This window comes from Iodobacter sp., from assembly GCF_025352645.1.
Taxonomy (GTDB): domain Bacteria; phylum Pseudomonadota; class Gammaproteobacteria; order Burkholderiales; family Chitinibacteraceae; genus Iodobacter.
The window spans coordinates 58,476-77,237 of record NZ_JANXSO010000037.1; the positions used below are offsets into that span (position 1 = coordinate 58,476).

Sequence of the window (18,762 nt, forward strand, 5' to 3'; positions counted from 1 at the left end):
GGTCGCTGCCAGATTATAGAGCGGCTCGTTTATACGCCTAGCTTGAGTTCACGTTGCTCACCGTTCAACGGCATGCGATCGAGCAGCGGGGCAAATAGGCTTTCTTTGCCACTGGCGGGTTTGAGTAGCAATGCGCCTTGGGGGCCACGCTGCGGGTCGATGTTACCTTGCCCATGAATGGCGAGGAGTGGGTTTGCCTGTGAAGAGATATTCCAGTCTAGATTAGGCTGTAGTTTTATTTGGTAGCTACCAAAAGGATTGGCTTGTGGTGTGACTAAGGAGCTGGCATTTTGCCAAGCAATGCCGATTTCACCCGACTGCTTTGCTGATATTTTGCTGGCTTCAATTTCCAGTAGGCCAGCCAGCTGAAAGGGCGCTAGTTTTTTATCTAGGGCAAATAGTGGCGCGGCAGGCAGGGCGATCTTCACGGCTTCTAGGCGGCTGCCGCCCAGCCCTAGTAAGAGCTGAGCATTGCCGCTATGGCTGCCGTGGTGGGTGGTGAGTTGCCAAGCCAATTGCCCTGTAAGTAGCTTAGCTGGCTGCCATTGCCAGCGCACTTCGTCGAGTAGTTGTTGGCCGCTAATGCCAAGAGGGGTAAGCCGCCCAGACCAAATGGTGCCTGAGATGCCGCCTATTTGTAGCGGCGCAGGCACAAACCTTAGTATGAACGCTGCTGGGAACTGCAAAATTAAAAATACAATAAATAGCGGGATGAGGAATTTGCTGCGGTGATAAATAAACTGTTTCATTGGCGTTCTACCGTGGCCGTGAGTTGCACTAAGCCGTTATGCGTTGTTCCGCTGATGTTGAGTGCATGAATGCGCGAGCCTGTTTCATTACGCAGAGCGGCCAGTAAAGGTAGGGCATCGGCAAAGCGAATTTGTGCAATTTTAATTTGTAATTTATCTGCGGATAGCGCTTGGATATCAGCGCTGGTGTTTTTAGCATCTAGGCTGGCTTGTACACTGGCGCGTAAATCCCCGCTACGGCTGGGCCCTGCAGGCGTGGCTTTGATGGCAGATAGTTGTCTTTGTAGCTCGGCCAGTTGCAGTTGCATTTGCGGAACTTGTCGGCTTAGTAATGCTCGAGATGTGCTAATTGGCTGCCAAATACCTGCGTAGAGAATGGCAAAAGCAGCAAAGCCCGCGCAAGCACTGAGGTAAATGCGCTCGCGTGGGTTTCTTTGTTGCCAGAATTCTTTAAATTTATTCATTTAATGCTCATTTTGCTGCTTGGGTGTGAATAAGAATTTTCATTCGCCCCGTTGAGGCGGGCTGGGTTTCGGCAAAGAGCCCCGCGTTCTTGAGCTGCGTTTGCAGGCTGCTTGCTTGTGAATCGGGTAGCTGCATACTGAGCTGCCCATTGGCGTAGTCCAGCTGCTCCAGCTGCAAGCCATTGCCCGCAATGCTGGCTACTTTTAGTAGTAGATCTAGGCTATCACCATTACTACTGGCGCTTAGGCCACCGCGTTCGCGTAATTTGCTTTGGATTTGCAGTACGGGGTCAAACACGGGCTCGCCAGGAAAAGCGGCGGCGTAGGTTTGGCGCATCTCACGTTGCAAGGCGGTTTTAGTGCTGCGTAATTGCCACCAATCGCCCATTTGCCCTAGTAGAATAGCCGCAAAAATACTGGCAAGCAGGAGTGCGGGTGTTCGGAGGATTTTCCAATCAAAGCGCCATTGGCTGCGCTGCGCAAAATCACCTTGCAGCAGGTTCGTGCTTGGGGCTGCATTGCGGATTAAATCCGCTAAGGCCAAGTCTTGGTAAGGTGCATCGCCAATCAACGCTTCTATAATGCTGGCATCGTCAAAATGGCTGTACTGCCCTTCAGAAGTCCGTAGCAATCCCGCTTGGCCATCCCGAACCACATAGCAATCTGTACCCTCGGGGAGTAAGTCATAAAGGCTCCATACCGCGCTGGGGGTGAGTTGATGTTCGCTCAGTTGGGCTAGGTAAGCTTCTAGCCATTGACGCTCTACGGCAATCACTTTGTTGCTGCTGTCTGATAGGCCAAAGTGGAGCGTGGCCGCAGGGCTAAGTAAGCGATCCTCTAATAGGTGGGGTAATAGTTTGAGTCGCTTGGCTAAAGATTGCTTGGGTAACTCAGCAATATATATATTGCTGAGCGCCGCAGGAATAATTAGCTCAATGCGTTGGGCCAGGGGAAGCGCGCTAAGGGGAGCAGAGCCAGATGCTTGGTCTGCAAACCAGCGGACTTCATTTATTGCCAGATCGCTGGCAGGAAGAATGCGTAGGAGTGTGTATGTATGATCGTTCACGGGCGCAGTGACGTAAGAGTATATAAGGGGAAAATCTGTGCGGAGTATGACATAAACTTTTTATCGGCTGTGTAGATTGCGATTATCTTACTGATATATTAAACAAAATCGTGTTTGCGATGCCGCCTACAAAAGTATTTTGAAATATTTTACAAATAAGGCTTGGCAAAGTGAAACTCTTCAACTAGAATGCGGGTCTTCCTTCGGTGCACAACGCAACGAAGTGAAGTGGGGGGGTTGGCGGAATTGGTAGACGCACTGGATTTAGGTTCCAGCGCCGTAAGGTGTAAGAGTTCGAGTCTCTTATCCCCCACCAAATATTCTGAAAAGGCCGCAAGAGCAATGCTCTTGCGGCCTTTTTCATGTTTGCTATTTTTTTGAGCTTGGTTTTGTGGTTTAAAGTAGCTCGATTTTTTCTTATTTATTACTCTCTCTCTATTGCGGCTGATTGCGCGGCTGAAGCCTTATCGCCGCTATGTTTGCCGCTGCCTTGCTGCTGGTTAATAATTCTGTTTGGATTTGCGCCCTGATGTGCGCTAAACTTACCGACTTTGTTGGTAAATCGCGGTGAATGCTGCGCGTAAAGTTGAGGTTTTCACCTTTTCCAATGGGTGAAAACCTTAAAGCTTTTGGCTGTTACGGCCTTGGCGTAGTGTTTTTTGCAGATGAGCTGGCTTTATCCCCTATTTATTAAGATGCGTGTACGCGCGTTGATCCCCCATAGGAATGGTTTGAAATGCAAGTACAACTAGAAACCCTGAATCAACTCGAACGTCGCCTGTCTATTTCTGTGCCACGCTCAGAAATTACTGAACAAGTTAACGCGCGTTTGAAGCACGTAGCAAAGACTGCAAGAATTGCAGGTTTCCGCCCAGGTAAGGCTCCGATGAAAATCGTTGCGCAAAACTATGGCTTTCGCATCCAAGAAGAAGTATTGGGTGAAACGGTTGAGGCAAGTTTTGGCCAAGCGGTTCAAGAGCAAAAACTGCGCGTAGCGGGCTACCCACGTTTCGAGCCAAAAGATGTGGCAGAAGAAACTGGCGATTTCCAATTTGCAGCTACATTTGAAGTCTATCCAGAAGTGGTGATTGGCGATTTGGCTGCGGCGCAAATTGAAAAGCCAGTCTTGGATTTATCTGATGCCGAAGTAGAAAAAACCGTTGATATCCTGCGTCGCCAGCGTACTCGCTTTGAGCGTGTAGAGCGTGCAGCGGCTGATGGCGATCGCGTGATCGTTGACTTTAAAGGCTCGATCGACGGCGTATTGTTTGATGGCGGCTCTGCTGAAAACCACGCTTTCTTGCTGGGCAAGGGTCAAATGTTGCCAGGCTTTGAAGCCGGCGTGATTGGCATGAAAGAAGACGAAACCAAATCGGTGAGCGTTGATTTCCCTGCTGACTATCATGGTGCAGATGTAGCAGGTAAGACTGCTGTATTCGAAATCACCGTTAAAAACGTAGCGGCTGCAATCTTGCCAGAAGTTGACGCAGAATTTGCGAAAAGCCTCGGTATCGTCGATGGTGATGTAGAGAAAATGCGTGCTGAAGTCCGTGGCAATCTGGAGCGCGAAGTACGCTTCCGTCTGAAAGCCCGCGCTAAAGAAAACGTCATGACGGCGCTGATTGCTGCTGCGCCGACTGATTTGCCTAAGGCTTTAGTGCAGTTAGAAATCGGTCGTTTGGCTGAAGGCGCGCTGGCGGACTTGAAAGCACGTGGTATCGACCCAAAGTATGTTCCGTTCTCGCCAGAAATGTTTGAAGCGCAAGCTCAGCGCCGTGTTCACCTTGGTTTAGCTTTGGCTGAACTGGTGAAAGGCAATGCGCTAGAAGCTAAGCTAGAACAAGTGAAGGCTGTAGTTGAAGACTTGGCACAAAATTACGAAGATCCAAGCGAAGTAGTGGCTTGGTACTTTGAAGACCGCGAACGTCTAGCTGGCCCAGAATCAATGGCATTGGAAGACAATGTGGTTGAGTTTGTATTGGCTAAGGCGCAAGTAACCGAAAAAGGCATGTCCTTTGAAGAATTGATGGGCCAACAAGGCTAATCAATCTCGGCAAATGAGGTGCTACGATAAAGTGCCATCAAGGTGGCACTTTATCGTTTAAATGACCCTATGGGATCTATTGATGTGTTTGCAAACAAACAGTCAGTTGAGCCTTTATTTCTGAGAGAAAAAGATGTCAAGACAAGAATTTGACCCACAAAATCTGGGGTATATCCCAATGGTCGTTGAGCAAAGCGGCCGTGGCGAGCGCTCTTACGATATCTATTCGCGTCTATTAAAAGAGCGTGTTATTTTCTTGGTTGGCCCCGTTAACGATCAAAGCGCAAATCTGATTATTGCGCAGATGTTGTTTTTAGAGTCCGAAAATCCAGATAAAGATATTCACTTGTATATCAACTCGCCTGGTGGCTCTGTGACCGCAGGTTTGGCGATTTACGACACAATGAATTTTATTAAGCCTGACGTATCCACCATGTGTGTGGGTATGGCGGCAAGTATGGGTGCATTCTTGTTATCAAGTGGCGCCAAGGGTAAGCGTTATGCGCTACCTAATTCACGCATTATGATTCATCAGCCTTTGATTGGCGGCCTTTCTGGCCAGGCTTCTGATGTTGAAATTCATGCGCGTGAATTAATTAAAACCAAGCGTTCTTTAAATGAAATGCTGGCGAAGCATACCGGTCAAAGTATCGAAGCCGTAGAGCGCGATACCGATCGTGATAATTTCATGAGTGCTGCAGAATCAAAAGACTACGGTTTGATTGATGATGTATTGCAGTCTCGTAGCGTGGCCGCAGCTAAATAAGGCTGTGCCGATCGTGACAATGCCGCCAGCGAGCCTGGCGGTTTTTTATTCTAGGGCCCGTTGTTGGGGTGTAGGTTAGGCGATGTCAGAAAAACTCCTTTATTGTTCTTTTTGCGGTAAAAGCCAGCACGAAGTGGTTAAGCTGATTGCTGGCCCGCAAGTGTTTATTTGCAACGAATGCATTGAGCTTTGCCGTGATGTATTAAAAGACGAAGCTGCGGCGGCGGTGGTTGGTGAGGCAGCGCAGGCGGGGGAAGGCAAGCGCGTACCTACGCCAGTTGAAATTCGCACCACTCTGGATTCTTATGTGATTGGCCAAGAGCGCGCCAAAAAGATTCTTGCGGTTGCGGTTTATAACCATTACAAGCGCTTAAGCAGCAATAAGTCTGCAGATAATGATGTGGAATTGGCTAAATCCAATATCTTGCTGATTGGGCCAACAGGCTCAGGCAAAACATTATTAGCGCAAACCATGGCTAAGCTTTTGGATGTGCCCTTTGTTATTGCCGACGCTACAACACTGACTGAAGCGGGTTATGTGGGTGAAGACGTTGAGCACATCATTGCTAAGCTGTTGGCTCAGTGCGATTACGATGTAGAAAAAGCCCAGCGTGGCATTATCTATATCGATGAGATCGATAAAATTGCGCGTAAATCCGAAAACCCATCGATTACCCGTGATGTATCGGGTGAGGGTGTGCAGCAGGCGTTATTGAAGCTGGTAGAGGGGACGGTTGCATCAGTTCCTCCACAAGGCGGCCGTAAGCATCCAAACCAAGATATGCCACAGGTTGATACCACTAATATCTTGTTTATTTGTGGTGGTGCGTTTGAAGGCTTGGATAAAATCATCCGCAATCGCTCAGTAAAAAGCGGCATTGGTTTTGGCGCCGAAGTGATGAGCAAGGACGAAAACACCAGTGTTGGCAAAATGCTGCACACGGTAGAGCCAGATGATTTGATTCGCTTTGGCTTGATTCCTGAGTTTGTGGGCCGCTTACCAGTGACTGCAACGCTGGAAGAGCTGGATGAAGCCGCGCTGGTTTCTATTCTGACAGAGCCTAAAAACGCCCTGATTAAACAGTATCAAAAACTGTTTTCTTTGGAAGGTGTTGAGCTGGAAGTCGGAAAAGAAGCCTTGGCATCGATTGCACACAAGGCGATGGAGCGTAAAATTGGTGCACGTGGCCTGCGCTCGATTGTTGAATCATCCTTGCTAGATATCATGTACGAGCTGCCTTCTATGCAAGGGGTGAGTCGTGTAGTGGTGGATGAGTCGGTGATTAAAAATGCAACTGCCCCAACGGTTGTATACGCTGATCCTGTTGTGGCTAAGTAAGACACAGAGGCACCAGTGACTGTTTGCTGGTGCCTTTATGTAGGCAAAAATATATTACTTAAGCTCTGGGCTAAAATTTTCAGCTCAGAGTTACTTCTAGGGCATTGTAATTTCTTGCCCAAGCCCCCAGCTCTATGGGGTAAATCCACTTTCGAGGCCCTTTGTTGATGTCCCAAACTGTTGCGTTTGCCGACGATGTCCATTTGCCGCTGCTGCCGCTACGAGATGTGGTGGTGTTTCCGCATATGGTTATCCCGCTATTTGTGGGTCGCCCAAAGTCGATTCGCGCGCTAGAAGCCGCGATGGAAGATGGCCGCCATATCTTGCTGGTTGCGCAAAAGAACGCCCAGAAAGATGAGCCAGGCTTGGCTGACATTTATCCAGTAGGTACGATTGCCAGCATCTTACAGATGCTGAAGCTTCCTGACGGTACGGTTAAAGTGCTGGTTGAAGGTGGCCAGCGTGCAACCGTCACCGATATTGATGAAGAGGCCGGCTTTTATAGCGCGATCGCTCATCCGATTGATGCCAGTGGCGAGCAGGGGCATGAAGTAGAGGCGATGCGCCGTGCCTTGCTAACCCAATTTGATCAATTTGTTAAGCTGAATAAGAAAATTCCGCCAGAAATCTTGACCTCTTTGGCTGGGATCGAAGACGCACATCGCTTGGCAGATACCATTGCCGCGCATCTGCCTTTAAAGCTTGAGCAAAAACAATCCATCTTAGAGATGTTCGACCTGCGTCGCCGCATGGAGCAGCTGTTAAAACAGCTTGAATCCGAGCTGGATATCTTGCAGGTAGAAAAGCGTATCCGTGGCCGCGTGAAGCGCCAAATGGAAAAAAGTCAGCGCGAGTATTATCTGAATGAGCAGGTTAAGGCCATTCAGAAAGAGCTGGGTGAGCTAGATGAAAACGCCGATATCGACGAGCTTGATAAAAAAATCAAAAACGCCGGTATGAGCAAAGAAGCGCGCGACAAAGCCGAGTCTGAGCTGAAAAAATTACGCATGATGTCGCCGATGTCTGCTGAAGCAACCGTAGTGCGTAATTACATCGATACTTTGCTTGATTTGCCGTGGAAAAAGAAAACCAAAATCAGCAAGGAATTACCTGCCGCAGAATTGGTGCTGGATACCGATCACTACGGCCTTGAGAAGGTCAAAGAGCGCATTGTTGAGTACCTTGCGGTACAAAGCCGTGTTGAAAAGCTCAAAGCGCCTATTTTGTGCCTTGTAGGGCCGCCTGGTGTGGGTAAAACTTCCTTAGGCGAATCGATTGCGCGTGCCACTAATCGTAAATTTGTCCGTATGGCCTTAGGTGGCGTGCGTGATGAATCGGAGATTCGTGGACATCGTCGGACTTATATCGGCTCGATGCCGGGTAAAATTTTGCAGTCGATGACTAAAATTGGTGTAAAAAATCCACTCTTTTTACTCGATGAAGTCGATAAGATGGGCTCGGATTTCCGAGGGGATCCTTCTTCTGCTTTGCTGGAAGTATTAGATCCTGAGCAAAACCACGCCTTTAGCGATCATTATCTAGAAGTGGATTTTGATTTGTCGGATGTGATGTTTGTGGCGACGGCTAACTCACTCAATATTCCGCCTGCATTATTGGATCGAATGGAAGTGATTCGTTTGTCGGGTTATACCGAAGACGAAAAAGTAAATATTGCACTTAAGTACCTTGTGCCAAAACAAACCAAGGCTAATGGTGTGGCTGAGGGTGAATTGGTGATTTCCGACGCTGCTGTGCGTGATGTAGTGCGTTTCTACACCCGTGAAGCAGGGGTGCGCAGCTTAGATCGAGAAATTGCCCGTATCTGCCGCAAGGTGGTGAAGAGCTTGATCATGAAACCAAGCGATAAAAAGATCACCATTACCCCGAAAAACTTGGAAAAGTACTTGGGTGTACATCGTTTTGATTACGGTGTTGCAGAGCAAACGAATCAGATTGGGCAGGTAACTGGCCTTGCTTGGACCGAAGTTGGTGGTGAATTACTCACTATCGAAGCGGTAAAATTCCCAGGCAAAGGAAAAATGATTCAAACCGGTAAGCTTGGTGATGTGATGCAAGAATCCATCCAAGCGGCGTTGTCGGTGGTGCGTAGTCGCGCTAAGGCCTTAGGCATAGACCCTGATTTTTATCAGAAAATTGATATGCACATCCATTTCCCAGAGGGAGCTACGCCAAAAGATGGCCCTTCAGCAGGGATTGGTATTGCAACTGCAATGGTCTCTGTGTTGTCTGGAATCCCGGTTCGTTGCGATGTTGCAATGACAGGAGAGATCACGCTGCGTGGTGAAGTATTGCCAATTGGCGGTTTAAAGGAGAAACTGCTTGCTGCTCACCGTGGTGGCATCAAGCAGGTATTGATTCCTGAGGGCAATGTCAAGGATCTCGCTGAGATACCAGACAATGTAAAGCGCGGGCTAACCATACACCCAGTCAAGTGGATCGATCAGGTGTTGGGGCTTGCCTTAGAGCGGTTGCCGGAGGTTTTGCCGGAAGAGGTGGCGAGTTCAGAAGCTGTTTTGCCGCAAGCAGGGGTGGAAGTAACTGGACAGCTTACTAAACATTAGTTGACACGAGATTTTGTGGCTTGCTATAAAGCTTCAGTAATTAGTTAATCGTATCAATCCAATCAGAATTGAAAGGGGACGTAAGTGAATAAATCGGAACTCATCAACGCCATCGCAGAATCCGCTGGTCTCTCCAAGGCTGATGCAGGTAAAGCACTGGATGCAACAGTAGAAGCAGTAACCCAAGCCCTGAAATCAGGCGACGAAGTAACGTTGGTCGGCTTTGGTTCTTTTTACGTGTCTGAGCGCGCTGAGCGCAGCGGCCGTAATCCACGCACTGGCGAGACTATCGCGATTGCTGCTGCAAAACAGCCTAAATTTAGGGCTGGTAAATCTTTGAAAGATGCAGTACAATAATCGACTTACTTTGCTGACTAAATCTTTATTAGTGTAGTAATTTGGCTTGGGTGATTAGCTCAGTTGGTAGAGCGTCTGCCTTACACGCAGAATGTCGGCGGTTCGACCCCGTCATCACCCACCATTTAACTGTCGAAGATTTAGTTGCATTGAGGAGTGGTAGTTCAGTTGGTTAGAATACCGGCCTGTCACGCCGGGGGTCGCGGGTTCGAGTCCCGTCCGCTCCGCCAGATTAAAATAAAAAGCCAAGCAGAAATGCTTGGCTTTTTATTTGTCTATTATTTGCGTTTGCAAGACAGGCAGGCGTCAATCTGGCATTATCCGAGGGGCTATTTATTCGACAGAGTGGATTTTATACGCTCGATCGTGGCGCCCACTTTTGATGGTGATTGCGGTTGCCAGTTTAAACATAAAAAATACACGCCTTCGTGGCATAAATCGATTGGCCCTCCGCCATTTCAGATTGTATGTTGCGAATCACTCGCGGAGTTGCTTGTCCCATGTTTTCTTTTGTTGAAAAAAACAAGACCGCCGTTCAGGTGGTACTTGGCCTCGTTTCTTTGGGTCTAGTTGTTGGTGTTGGCCTTACAGGCTACAGCGCTATGGAAGATGGCGAATCGTATCTGGCTAAGGTAGGCCAGACGCCTATTACCCCTCGTGAGCTTGCTCAAGCCATTGGCAACCAGCCTATTGCAAATGAAATGAAACCGATGGTGCTTGAGCAGCTGGTTAAAAAGCAGCTCTTACTTGAGCAAGCCGCTCTATTGCACCTAAAGGTCTCGGATGATCAGGTCCGTGATGCCATTGCTGCTATTCCAGATTTCCAAGAAAATGGCAAATTTAGTCCTCAGCGCTATCAAGACTTACTGGCTGCTCAGCAAATGACGCCATTAGCCTTTCAGCAGCGTGTGCGTGATGATTTATCTAGCCGTCATCTATTGGCTGGGTTTGCCAATGGCATTCAATCAACGGCAATGACTGAATATATGGCGAAGCTATTGGGTGAGAAAAGAGAAGTGGCGATGGTGCAAATTTCGCCCGCTGCTTTTATGTCACAAGTTGTTGTGTCTGATGCCGAAGTTAAAAAATATTACGATACACACAGCGAGGAATTTAAATCGCCAGAAATGGCTCGCTTGGAATATATCGTTTTTTCTCAGCAAGAATTAGCTAAGAGCGTTTTGGTGACATCCGCCGAGGTGCAGAAATATTTTGAAGCACATAAAGCGCAGCTCACGGGTGAAGAGCGTAAAGCCAGCCATATCTTAATTACGCTTGCTAAAGACGCTAAGCCAGAAGTTAAGAAGGTAGCACAGGCGAAGGCTGATGCCATTTTGAAAGAGCTAAAAGCGAACCCAGCGCGTTTTGCTGAGCTGGCGAAAAAAGAATCGCAAGATCCAGGCTCGGCTGCAAATGGTGGGGATTTAGGTTTTTTTGCCCATGGCGCTATGGTAAAGTCGTTTGATGATGCGGCGTTTAAACTTAAAAAAGGTGAAATCAGCACGGTAGTTACCAGTGATTTTGGCCTGCACATTATTCGTCTTGATGATGTTCGTAGCAAAACTTTGGCGGAAGTACAGCCTGAAGTAGAGCACAAGCTGAAGCTTGAAAAAGTGCAGCAAAGTTTTCAAAACCAAGCTGAGAAATTTAATGAGCTGGTTTATCAGCAAGCAGATAGTTTAAAGCCAGCGGCAGAGGCCTTTAAATTGGCTGTGCAGCAAAGTGCTTGGGTAACGCGTGCAGCGGCTACTGATGAACTGCTCAATAACGCGAAGCTGCGTGAGGCCGTGTTTAGCGATGATGTGTTAAAAAAGAAACACAATTCAGAAGCGATTGAAGTGGCTCCAGGTACTTTGGTTTCAGTGCGTGTTATTGAAGCAAAACCCGCGCAAGTGCAGAAGTTAGAGGCTGTAAATGCGGGCATTTTGGCGAAGCTTAAGCAAGAGAAAGCGCTTAAATTGGCACTTGCTGAGGGCACTAAGAAATTAGCCGAGCTTAAAAAAGGTGGGGCGGATACGCTTACTTGGTCTGCAGGACAAGAGATGTTGCGCATGGGCCAATCTGCGGTGCCAGAAGCTCAGTTGAAAGAAATTTTTAGTGTTTCTGCAGATAAGCTACCCGCTTATGTGGGGGCCGAGGTGAAAGGCCAAGGTTTTGCGCTATTTAAAGTGCTGAAATCGACGGCTGCTCCTGCACTAGACGATGAATTGCGTCGCCGCATGAGTGAAAACTTGGGGCAAATGTATGGCCAAGTTGAAGTGGCTAGCTATTTACAGGCGCTTAAATCGCAAATTAAAGTAGATTACAAACATAAACCTAGCTCGTTTGAGTAAATAAAGCTGCAAAAAACGGCAAGAGAAATTTATCTTGCCGTTTTTTGTTAATTAGGATTGTATTTTCTTACTGACATGCCGATATTACTAATAAGCAGGGGCTTTAGATTCTTGCTGATTACCTGAGGAGATATTGCCATGATCACCGTATTCAAGATGGAAGACGGAAGCGTAGAGCTAGAAACCGTGGATATCCTCGCAACTAGAGATGAGTTTCTTCGCCCTTTTGACCTACCTAGTTTGCAATTGCTGAGTGTTACCGAATCTGAATGCGCTAGGGCTGCGGCTACTCGCCATTTAGCTTAGCGTTTCGATTGATATGCCATGAAGGGGCGCGTTTGCCCAAATAGGCGGCCACGCCTTCGCGTGCTTCTTCATGGGTTCTGATGTGTGCAATACGGTGCGCGGTATCAGAAATCATTGCGTCATCGATAGGCCGGTGTACGACTGAAGTAATCAGCCGTTTTGCTGCGGTGAGTGCATGTGGGCTGTTTTGTAGTAGCTCGTTAATCCACGTTTGTACTTGTATATCCATGTCCTCAATATTCTGTTTTACCTCGTGTACTAATCCCAATTGCTGTGCCGTATGGCAGTCAAAGCGTTCAGCGGTTAGCATGTAACGTCTGGCTGCACTGATACCAATTTTGCCAATGATGTAGGGGCCAATGACGGCAGGGATTAAGCCTAGCCGTACTTCATTAATGCGAAACCAACTATCGCTGGTGGCAACGGCTAAATCACAGCAAGCAATCAAGCCAACGCCGCCACCAAAGGCCGGCCCTTGGATTCGAGCGATGGTGGGCACGGGTAAGCGCTCTAGGGTTTGCATAAGACGGGCTAGTTTGAGCGCATCTTCAAAATTGCGATGCTGATCAAATTGGGTGGAATGGTGAATCCAGCTTAAGTCTGCGCCAGCACTAAATGTACTGCCTTCTGCTGATAACACAACTACGCGTAAATTTGAGTTTTGCCCGAATGCGGCAAGAGTGGCAGTGAGCTCTGCAATTAATATGTCATCAAATGCATTACAAAGCGCAGGTCGTGCGAGCGTAATAGTAGCGATGCCGTGGCTGAAATGGGTGTGTATTGTATCGCTCATGCCGACTCCCTAATGAAATTGCGTTGTTTGGCTGATGATTCGTAAACAAACTAAGGCAGAATGCTGAGGCAAGAGCTAAGGCGAGTCAGCTTAGTCAAGTTCAGTTGCATGTGGTAGAGTGCGCGCCACTCTGAGCTGACAGGAGGTTATGGGGTGTGGGGATGGCTCATATTGCATTTCTTAGCCCAGTTTCCAGTAATTTTTCTACATTGATTAATGAATTAAGGCGAGTTTTTTACTTTCTTTGTTTGTTTGCTAAGCGTAAAAGGTGGCTTAATTCTTTTTTTGCATCAGTGATAAAGTAGCTGTACTGATATGGTGTTTTGCCTTGCTGATTTTCTTTGGGTGCTATGGCACCAATTAAGGCAAATTTTATTGTTAGGTTCTTTGATTCCTTGGTCCGATGCGAATTATTTTCTGGTCTTGCTTGTTGGGTATGATGGCTTTGCCTGTACGGGCTGAGCGTGTACTCATTCCCGGTGCAGAAATCACCTTGTCTGCAAAATACCTTCCTCCTCCTGTTTCTGATGCTGGACCTGCCGCAGCGGTGGTGTTATTGCATGGCTGCAACGGTATGGGGCAAACAACAGGGCTTAATCCAAGGCCTGAGCGGATGGCAAGTCTTTTGCAGGAAAAAGGCTACGCTGTTTTGATGCTAGATAGCTTTGGTGGGCGGGATCTGCAGGAGCTCTGTAGCGTGCCGCTCAGTAAGCGCACCTTAAGCCCTAAAATGCGTGCAGAAGATGCACGGCACGCGTTGGAATGGTTAAAAACGCGCAAGGAAATTGATGGCGATCGCTTAGGTGTAATTGGCTGGTCGCATGGTGCAACTGCGGTTTTATCCTTGCTTGGGCAAAAATTGCCGTCAGTTCGTGTTGGCGTGGCTTTTTTCCCCTCATGCAGCTCTTATTTACTGCGTGATAAATATCAAGTGACTGCACCACTACTGATGTTGGTGGGTGAAGAGGATGATTGGACTCCCGCCGAGCCTTGTCGTGCTTTGGTGGCCAAAGCAGATCAACCGACCTTTCGTTTAATCACTTATCCAGATGCTTTTCATGATTTCGATAACGCTAGCTTAAAGCCTGATGTGGTAAAACGGATGGCGGTGGGGGCATCAACGGTGGCGATCGCGTTTAATCCTGATGCTAGCTCGGATGCTTATCGGCGCACATTTAAGTGGTTATCGCCTTGGCTAGATCTAAATCGTATGCCGGTGGTCACGCCTTCGTCATTTCGTCATGCGGGTGCGGGTTTAGGGAAAAACACTGGGCCCTAGATATTCAATGATTTCAAAGTATTTTAATTTACAGGGATAAATATGAATTACTTTATGGAAGACTTAGCTTTAGGTTTAAGCGCTGAATATCGTAAGACGATCACTGAAACGGATGTAATTTTGTTCGCGGGTATTTCTGGCGACAATAATCCTATGCATATTGATGAGGAATACGCGGCAAAAACCCGCTTTGAAGGCCGAATTGCCCACGGCATGCTGAGTGCTAGTTTGATTTCTACTGTGATTGGCACGCGCTTGCCAGGTGCAGGTGCCATTTATATGGGCCAAAATTTAAAGTTTTTAAAGCCAGTTAAAATCGGTGACACGGTAACGGCTTTAGTCACTGTTTTAGAGCTGTTGCAAGAAAAACAACGTGTGCGTTTACTGACTGAATGCTGGGTCCGTGGTGAAAAAGTAATTGATGGCGATGCTTTGGTTTGGGTGCCGCGTCGCCCGCAAGAGTAATCACTTGCTTTGGGCGTACTGAATAACAAGGAGTTTTTCTATGCAAGCAAATCTGGCTACCTTGCTGGCCGCTATCCCTGAAATAAGTTTGTGTTCCTCGGTCGATTTATATGGCGGAGCAGAGCCAGGTTTACCCCTGCTGCAAATTGAAGGTGAATTAGGCTCGGCGGTGATTGCTTTGCAAGGCGCGCACTTGCTGTCTTTTATCCCTAAGGGCGGGCGTGAGCTGCTATGGCGCTCACCCAATGCGGTATTTGCACAGGGGAAGGCGATCAGGGGCGGCATTCCACTGTGTATGCCTTGGTTTGGCGCTCATCCTGCAGGCTTGCCATCACATGGCTTTGCGCGGGTGTCTAATTGGGATGTGCTAGAGGTGGAAATCCTCAGCGATGGCGCGATTAAAATTGCGCTGGAGCTAGCTGACACTGCCGCAACGCGTGCGCTTTGGCCACATGCTTGTTTGTTTCGCTTAGAAGTCAGCGTTGGCCATGAGCTTAACTTGCAGTTAAGTGTTGAAAATCGTAGTGAAACTGCCGCCGCATTCTCGCAGGCCTTCCATAGTTACTTAGCCGTGCCAGATGTGCAGGAAGTCACCATTAGTGGCTTAGATCAGTGCACCTACGTGGATACCTTGCTGGATGGCCGACCACGCTTACTGCAAGTCGGTGATTTAAGCGTGCAAGCACTGACTGATCGGGTTTATCTAAATGTGCCTACTGAACAAGTGATTAAGCATAGCGCTGGGCAGATTAAGATAGTGAGCGATACGCGCTCGGCCATTGTTTGGAATCCTTGGGAAGGCGCTGCCAAAATGGCGGATGTAGGGGCTGAGCATTACCATGGCTTTGTCTGTGTTGAACGTGGCGATGTTTTAGACAATGCCGTATCCATTGCTGCGGGCGGTGTTTACCGTGCCTCAATGACCTTATCCGAGTAGTGGCAGTTTTTTTATAGGTTTTCTTTATGCAATACCGTGATTTGCGTGATTTTATTGCTCAGCTGGAACAAAAAGGTGAATTAAAGCGGGTTACCGTGCCTGTTTCTCCCTACCTAGAAATGACCGAAATTTGTGACCGCACTTTGCGCAGCGAAGGGCCAGCGATATTATTTGAAAATGTACCTGGCCATAGCATGCCGGTACTGGCCAATTTATTTGGCACGCCTACTCGGGTGGCTAATGGTATGGGGGCGGCAGATATTAGCGCCCTGCGTGAGATTGGCAAAACCTTGGCCTATCTAAAAGAGCCGGAGCCACCTAAGGGCTTACGCGATGCTTGGGATAAGCTGCCGCTGTTAAAGCAAGTCCTTAATATGTCACCCAAGGAAGTCAAACACGGCCCATGCCAAGAAGTGGTTTGGGAAGGGGCTGAGGTTGATTTAGCGCGCATTCCCATCCAACACTGCTGGCCAGAAGACGCCGCCCCGCTGATTACTTGGGGCTTGGTGGTTACGCGTGGGCCCAATAAAAAACGCCAAAACTTAGGGATTTATCGCCAGCAGGTGATTAGCCGCAATCAAGTGATTATGCGTTGGTTAGCGCATCGCGGCGGTGCTTTGGATTTTCGTGAGCATGCACTGCAAAAGCCTGGCCAGCCGTTTCCGATTGCGGTGGTATTAGGCTGCGATCCGGCCACGATTCTTGGTGCGGTCACGCCTGTGCCTGATACCTTGTCGGAATATCAGTTTGCTGGCTTACTGCGGGGGTCAAAAACCGAGCTGGTGCAATGCATAGGCTCAGATTTGCAAGTACCTGCACGGGCAGAAATTATCTTAGAAGGGCATATTCAGCCCGCAGAACTAGGCTTTAGCGGTGTGAGCGAAGCAGGTATTCCGCTCAAAGAAGTAGGCGGCTATTTATACGCGCTGGAAGGCCCATATGGCGATCACACCGGTTACTACAATGAAAAGGATTGGTTTCCTGTATTTAGCCTAGAGCGCATCACCACGCGTAAAAATCCTATTTATCACAGTACCTATACCGGCAAGCCACCAGACGAGCCAGCCGTGCTTGGCGTGGCTTTAAATGAAGTATTTGTGCCAATCTTGCAAAAGCAATTTAGCGAAATTGCCGATTTCTATTTGCCGCCCGAAGGCTGCAGTTATCGGATGGCGATTGTTTCGATCAAAAAATCCTATCCTGGGCACGCTAAACGAGTGATGTTTGGGGTATGGTCATTTTTGCGGCAGTTTATGTACACCAAGTTTATTGTGGTGGTGGATGACGATATTGATATTCGGGATTGGAAAGAAGTCATTTGGGCTATTACCACTCGGATGGATCCGGTAAGGGACACCACCTTAGTAGAAAGTACGCCGATTGATTATCTAGACTTTGCCTCGCCTATATCGGGGCTGGGGGGGAAAATGGGCCTAGACGCCACCAATAAATGGCCTGGCGAAACCGATCGTGAGTGGGGCCGAACCATTTCGATGGATGATGCAGTTAAATCACGTATTGATGCTATTTGGTCTGATTTGGGGCTATAACGCTAGTATTGTATTTATTGTTTTTAAAGAAATTAAGCATAAAGGATGACCATGCTGCCGACACCTTCTCGTGAATTTCAATTTACGGAGCAAGACTTCGAAAAGGTGCGTAAGTTAATTTATAACTACGCAGGTATTGCCTTATCTCCTGCCAAGCAAGATATGGTTTATGGCCGTTTAGCTAAGCGTTTGCGCGCGTTGGGCTTACATTCATTTAATGATTATTTGCAGCTTTTAGAGCGTGGTAATAGTAAAGAATTTGAGTTGTTTACCAATTCCCTTACCACGAATCTCACCTCGTTTTTTAGGGAAGCGCATCATTTCCCTATTTTGGCTGAGCATTTGCTGGCGCATCGTAACGCGGGCACTTTAAATGTTTGGTCGTCGGCCTCTAGCACGGGGGAAGAGCCATACAGTATTGCAATGACGGCTTGTGAAGCGTTTGATAGCATGCGTCCACCCGTGAAAGTCACGGCCACCGATTTAGATACCAATGTGCTGGAAACCGGCCGCTTAGGGATTTATGCCGGAGAAGAAGTCGAGCGGATGGGGCCGCAAAGGGTAAAACGCTTTTTTGATAAGTTGGCGGATGGTCGCTATCAAGCCAAACAAGAATTACGCGATATGATTTCGTTTAAGCGGCTAAATTTAGTTGAAGCAACTTGGACCATTCGTGGCCCCTATGATGTGATCTTTTGCCGCAATGTGATGATTTATTTTGATAAGCCAACCCAACTTAAAATCTTAGAGCGCTTTGCGCCGCAAATGAAATCTTCAGGCTTATTAGTGGTCGGCCATTCAGAAAACCTATACCACGCTGCGCAGTTGTTTAAATTACGTGGTAAAACGGTGTATGAATTGGCTTAATGAGCTAAAGCAATTAAAAACCCACAAGTATATTGTGGGTTTTTAATTTAGGGCGGTTGACTCACTACGGCTCTCGTCCACGAAAACTACTCAACACACGAAAAAATGAAATAGCAGGGCCTAATCTCGGCGCAGGGCGGGTGAAACCCGCGAGCGATGCTGAAAAAATACGCGGGTTTCACCCGCCCTACGATATTTATAATGAAATTGAGCAAGAGACATAATCAGACAAGTTGATGCGTATATAGGGTTTAATCTGGATGTATCAATCCATTTTTAATCAAATAGCATTTCTGTGCGTAATGCCTGGGCAATGGCCTCTCCTTTGATTTGGCGGACTAGCTCAAAAGCAAATGCGGCTGCCGTGCCCGGCCCGCGAGATGTGGTGATGAGTCCATCTACAACCACATCACCGCCACTGATAATTGCACCTGCCGTCAGTAATGGGGCTTCGCAACCAGGAAAACAGGTGGCTTTATTCTCCCTAAGCAGGTCTGCTTTGGCTAGCACCATAGGGGCAGCGCAAATGGCGGCAATGGGGCGGCCTGCAGAGAAATGCGCTTTGAGCCGGTTGATAAGTTCTGCAGAGGCCATCATTGCCTGTGTGCCTGGCCCGCCACCAGGTAGCACTAACATCTGTGCTGCACTGTCCGCTTGTTGAAGGATTAAATCGGCCTCTATGGTGATTTGATGTGCACCCGTTACTGCGGTATGGTTGGCCACAGCAATCAGGCGGGTGTTGATATTTGCTCTACGCAGAATATCAACCACCGTTACTAATTCTATTTCTTCAAAACCTTGGGCAAGAAAGATATCGACTTGATGCATGGTTTTTTACCTTTATAGAAAATGTAAGTATTCTGCT

At 47.9% G+C, this 18,762-nt stretch carries 17 protein-coding genes and 3 tRNA genes; 15 read left to right on the forward strand and 5 right to left on the reverse strand.

Annotated elements, in window-relative coordinates; all coding sequences use genetic code 11:
* Positions 1 to 29: 29 nt before the first annotated feature.
* Genes gspN through gspL form a run of 3 tightly spaced genes read right to left on the reverse strand, consistent with a single transcriptional unit; the run spans position 30 to position 2,279 of the window.
* Positions 30 to 749, reverse strand: a complete 720-nt coding sequence (gene gspN / locus Q0R17_RS04880) for a type II secretion system protein N (RefSeq protein ID WP_293932658.1) — start codon at positions 747 to 749, stop codon at positions 30 to 32.
* Positions 746 to 1,213: a type II secretion system protein GspM gene (gene gspM / locus Q0R17_RS04885; RefSeq protein WP_293932660.1), complete on the reverse strand. Its 468-nt coding sequence runs from the start codon at positions 1,211 to 1,213 to the stop codon at positions 746 to 748. The genes gspN and gspM overlap by 4 nt, the downstream gene beginning before the upstream one ends.
* A 7-nt stretch (positions 1,214 to 1,220) precedes the next feature.
* Positions 1,221 to 2,279 carry a type II secretion system protein GspL gene (gene gspL / locus Q0R17_RS04890; RefSeq protein WP_293932662.1) on the reverse strand — a complete coding sequence of 353 codons (1,059 nt, stop codon included), beginning with the start codon at positions 2,277 to 2,279 and terminating at the stop codon, positions 1,221 to 1,223.
* Between the two features lie 231 nt (positions 2,280 to 2,510).
* Between gspL and Q0R17_RS04895 the strand changes: the two genes are divergently transcribed.
* The 10 genes from Q0R17_RS04895 (at position 2,511) to Q0R17_RS04940 (ending at position 12,006) form a co-directional block, all read left to right on the forward strand.
* Positions 2,511 to 2,595, forward strand: a tRNA-Leu gene (locus tag Q0R17_RS04895).
* A gap of 420 nt (positions 2,596 to 3,015) precedes the next feature.
* A complete protein-coding gene (gene tig, locus Q0R17_RS04900; RefSeq protein ID WP_293932664.1) occupies positions 3,016 to 4,323 on the forward strand; it encodes a trigger factor in 1,308 nt (435 codons plus the stop codon).
* Positions 4,324 to 4,456: 133 nt separating this feature from the next.
* On the forward strand, positions 4,457 to 5,089 hold the full coding sequence (clpP, locus tag Q0R17_RS04905; RefSeq protein ID WP_293932666.1) for an ATP-dependent Clp endopeptidase proteolytic subunit ClpP: 633 nt from the start codon (positions 4,457 to 4,459) through the stop codon (positions 5,087 to 5,089).
* Positions 5,090 to 5,171: 82 nt separating this feature from the next.
* Positions 5,172 to 6,428 (forward strand): ATP-dependent Clp protease ATP-binding subunit ClpX, encoded by a 1,257-nt coding sequence (clpX, locus tag Q0R17_RS04910; RefSeq protein ID WP_293932667.1) that lies wholly within the window; start codon positions 5,172 to 5,174, stop codon positions 6,426 to 6,428.
* Positions 6,429 to 6,595: 167 nt separating this feature from the next.
* Complete coding sequence (gene lon / locus Q0R17_RS04915) at positions 6,596 to 9,010, forward strand: endopeptidase La (RefSeq protein ID WP_293932669.1); 2,415 nt, start codon at positions 6,596 to 6,598, stop codon at positions 9,008 to 9,010.
* A gap of 84 nt (positions 9,011 to 9,094) precedes the next feature.
* Positions 9,095 to 9,367: an HU family DNA-binding protein gene (locus Q0R17_RS04920; RefSeq protein WP_130104966.1), complete on the forward strand. Its 273-nt coding sequence runs from the start codon at positions 9,095 to 9,097 to the stop codon at positions 9,365 to 9,367.
* Positions 9,368 to 9,415: 48 nt separating this feature from the next.
* Positions 9,416 to 9,491 (forward strand) — tRNA-Val (locus tag Q0R17_RS04925).
* A 29-nt stretch (positions 9,492 to 9,520) separates the two neighbouring features.
* Positions 9,521 to 9,597, forward strand: a tRNA-Asp gene (locus Q0R17_RS04930).
* Positions 9,598 to 9,867: 270 nt separating this feature from the next.
* Positions 9,868 to 11,700, forward strand: coding sequence for a SurA N-terminal domain-containing protein (locus Q0R17_RS04935; RefSeq protein ID WP_293932672.1), 1,833 nt, complete (start codon positions 9,868 to 9,870; stop codon positions 11,698 to 11,700).
* A gap of 138 nt (positions 11,701 to 11,838) precedes the next feature.
* Entirely contained in the window at positions 11,839 to 12,006 is a 168-nt protein-coding gene (locus Q0R17_RS04940; RefSeq protein ID WP_293932674.1) for a hypothetical protein, read from the forward strand.
* Here Q0R17_RS04940 and Q0R17_RS04945 read toward each other — a convergent pair.
* Positions 11,987 to 12,799, reverse strand: a complete 813-nt coding sequence (locus tag Q0R17_RS04945) for an enoyl-CoA hydratase-related protein (protein ID WP_293932676.1) — start codon at positions 12,797 to 12,799, stop codon at positions 11,987 to 11,989. The genes Q0R17_RS04940 and Q0R17_RS04945 overlap by 20 nt on opposite strands.
* Before the next feature lie 436 nt (positions 12,800 to 13,235).
* Between Q0R17_RS04945 and Q0R17_RS04950 the strand changes: the two genes are divergently transcribed.
* Genes Q0R17_RS04950 through Q0R17_RS04970 form a run of 5 tightly spaced genes read left to right on the forward strand, consistent with a single transcriptional unit; the run spans position 13,236 to position 17,897 of the window.
* On the forward strand, positions 13,236 to 14,078 hold the full coding sequence (locus tag Q0R17_RS04950; RefSeq protein WP_293932678.1) for a dienelactone hydrolase family protein: 843 nt from the start codon (positions 13,236 to 13,238) through the stop codon (positions 14,076 to 14,078).
* A 42-nt stretch (positions 14,079 to 14,120) separates the two neighbouring features.
* The gene (locus Q0R17_RS04955; RefSeq protein ID WP_293932680.1) at positions 14,121 to 14,543 is read left to right on the forward strand and encodes a MaoC family dehydratase; all 423 of its coding nucleotides are present in this window, start codon (positions 14,121 to 14,123) and stop codon (positions 14,541 to 14,543) included.
* Positions 14,544 to 14,583: 40 nt separating this feature from the next.
* Positions 14,584 to 15,480, forward strand: a complete 897-nt coding sequence (locus Q0R17_RS04960; protein ID WP_293932682.1) for a D-hexose-6-phosphate mutarotase — start codon at positions 14,584 to 14,586, stop codon at positions 15,478 to 15,480.
* Between the two features lie 26 nt (positions 15,481 to 15,506).
* The gene (gene ubiD, locus Q0R17_RS04965) at positions 15,507 to 17,030 is read left to right on the forward strand and encodes a 4-hydroxy-3-polyprenylbenzoate decarboxylase (RefSeq protein WP_293932684.1); all 1,524 of its coding nucleotides are present in this window, start codon (positions 15,507 to 15,509) and stop codon (positions 17,028 to 17,030) included.
* 51 nt (positions 17,031 to 17,081) lie between these two features.
* A complete protein-coding gene (locus tag Q0R17_RS04970; protein ID WP_293932686.1) occupies positions 17,082 to 17,897 on the forward strand; it encodes a CheR family methyltransferase in 816 nt (271 codons plus the stop codon).
* Between the two features lie 276 nt (positions 17,898 to 18,173).
* Here Q0R17_RS04970 and Q0R17_RS04975 read toward each other — a convergent pair whose 3' ends face one another.
* Positions 18,174 to 18,725: a DJ-1 family glyoxalase III gene (locus Q0R17_RS04975; protein WP_293932688.1), complete on the reverse strand. Its 552-nt coding sequence runs from the start codon at positions 18,723 to 18,725 to the stop codon at positions 18,174 to 18,176.
* Positions 18,726 to 18,762 lie beyond the last annotated feature (37 nt).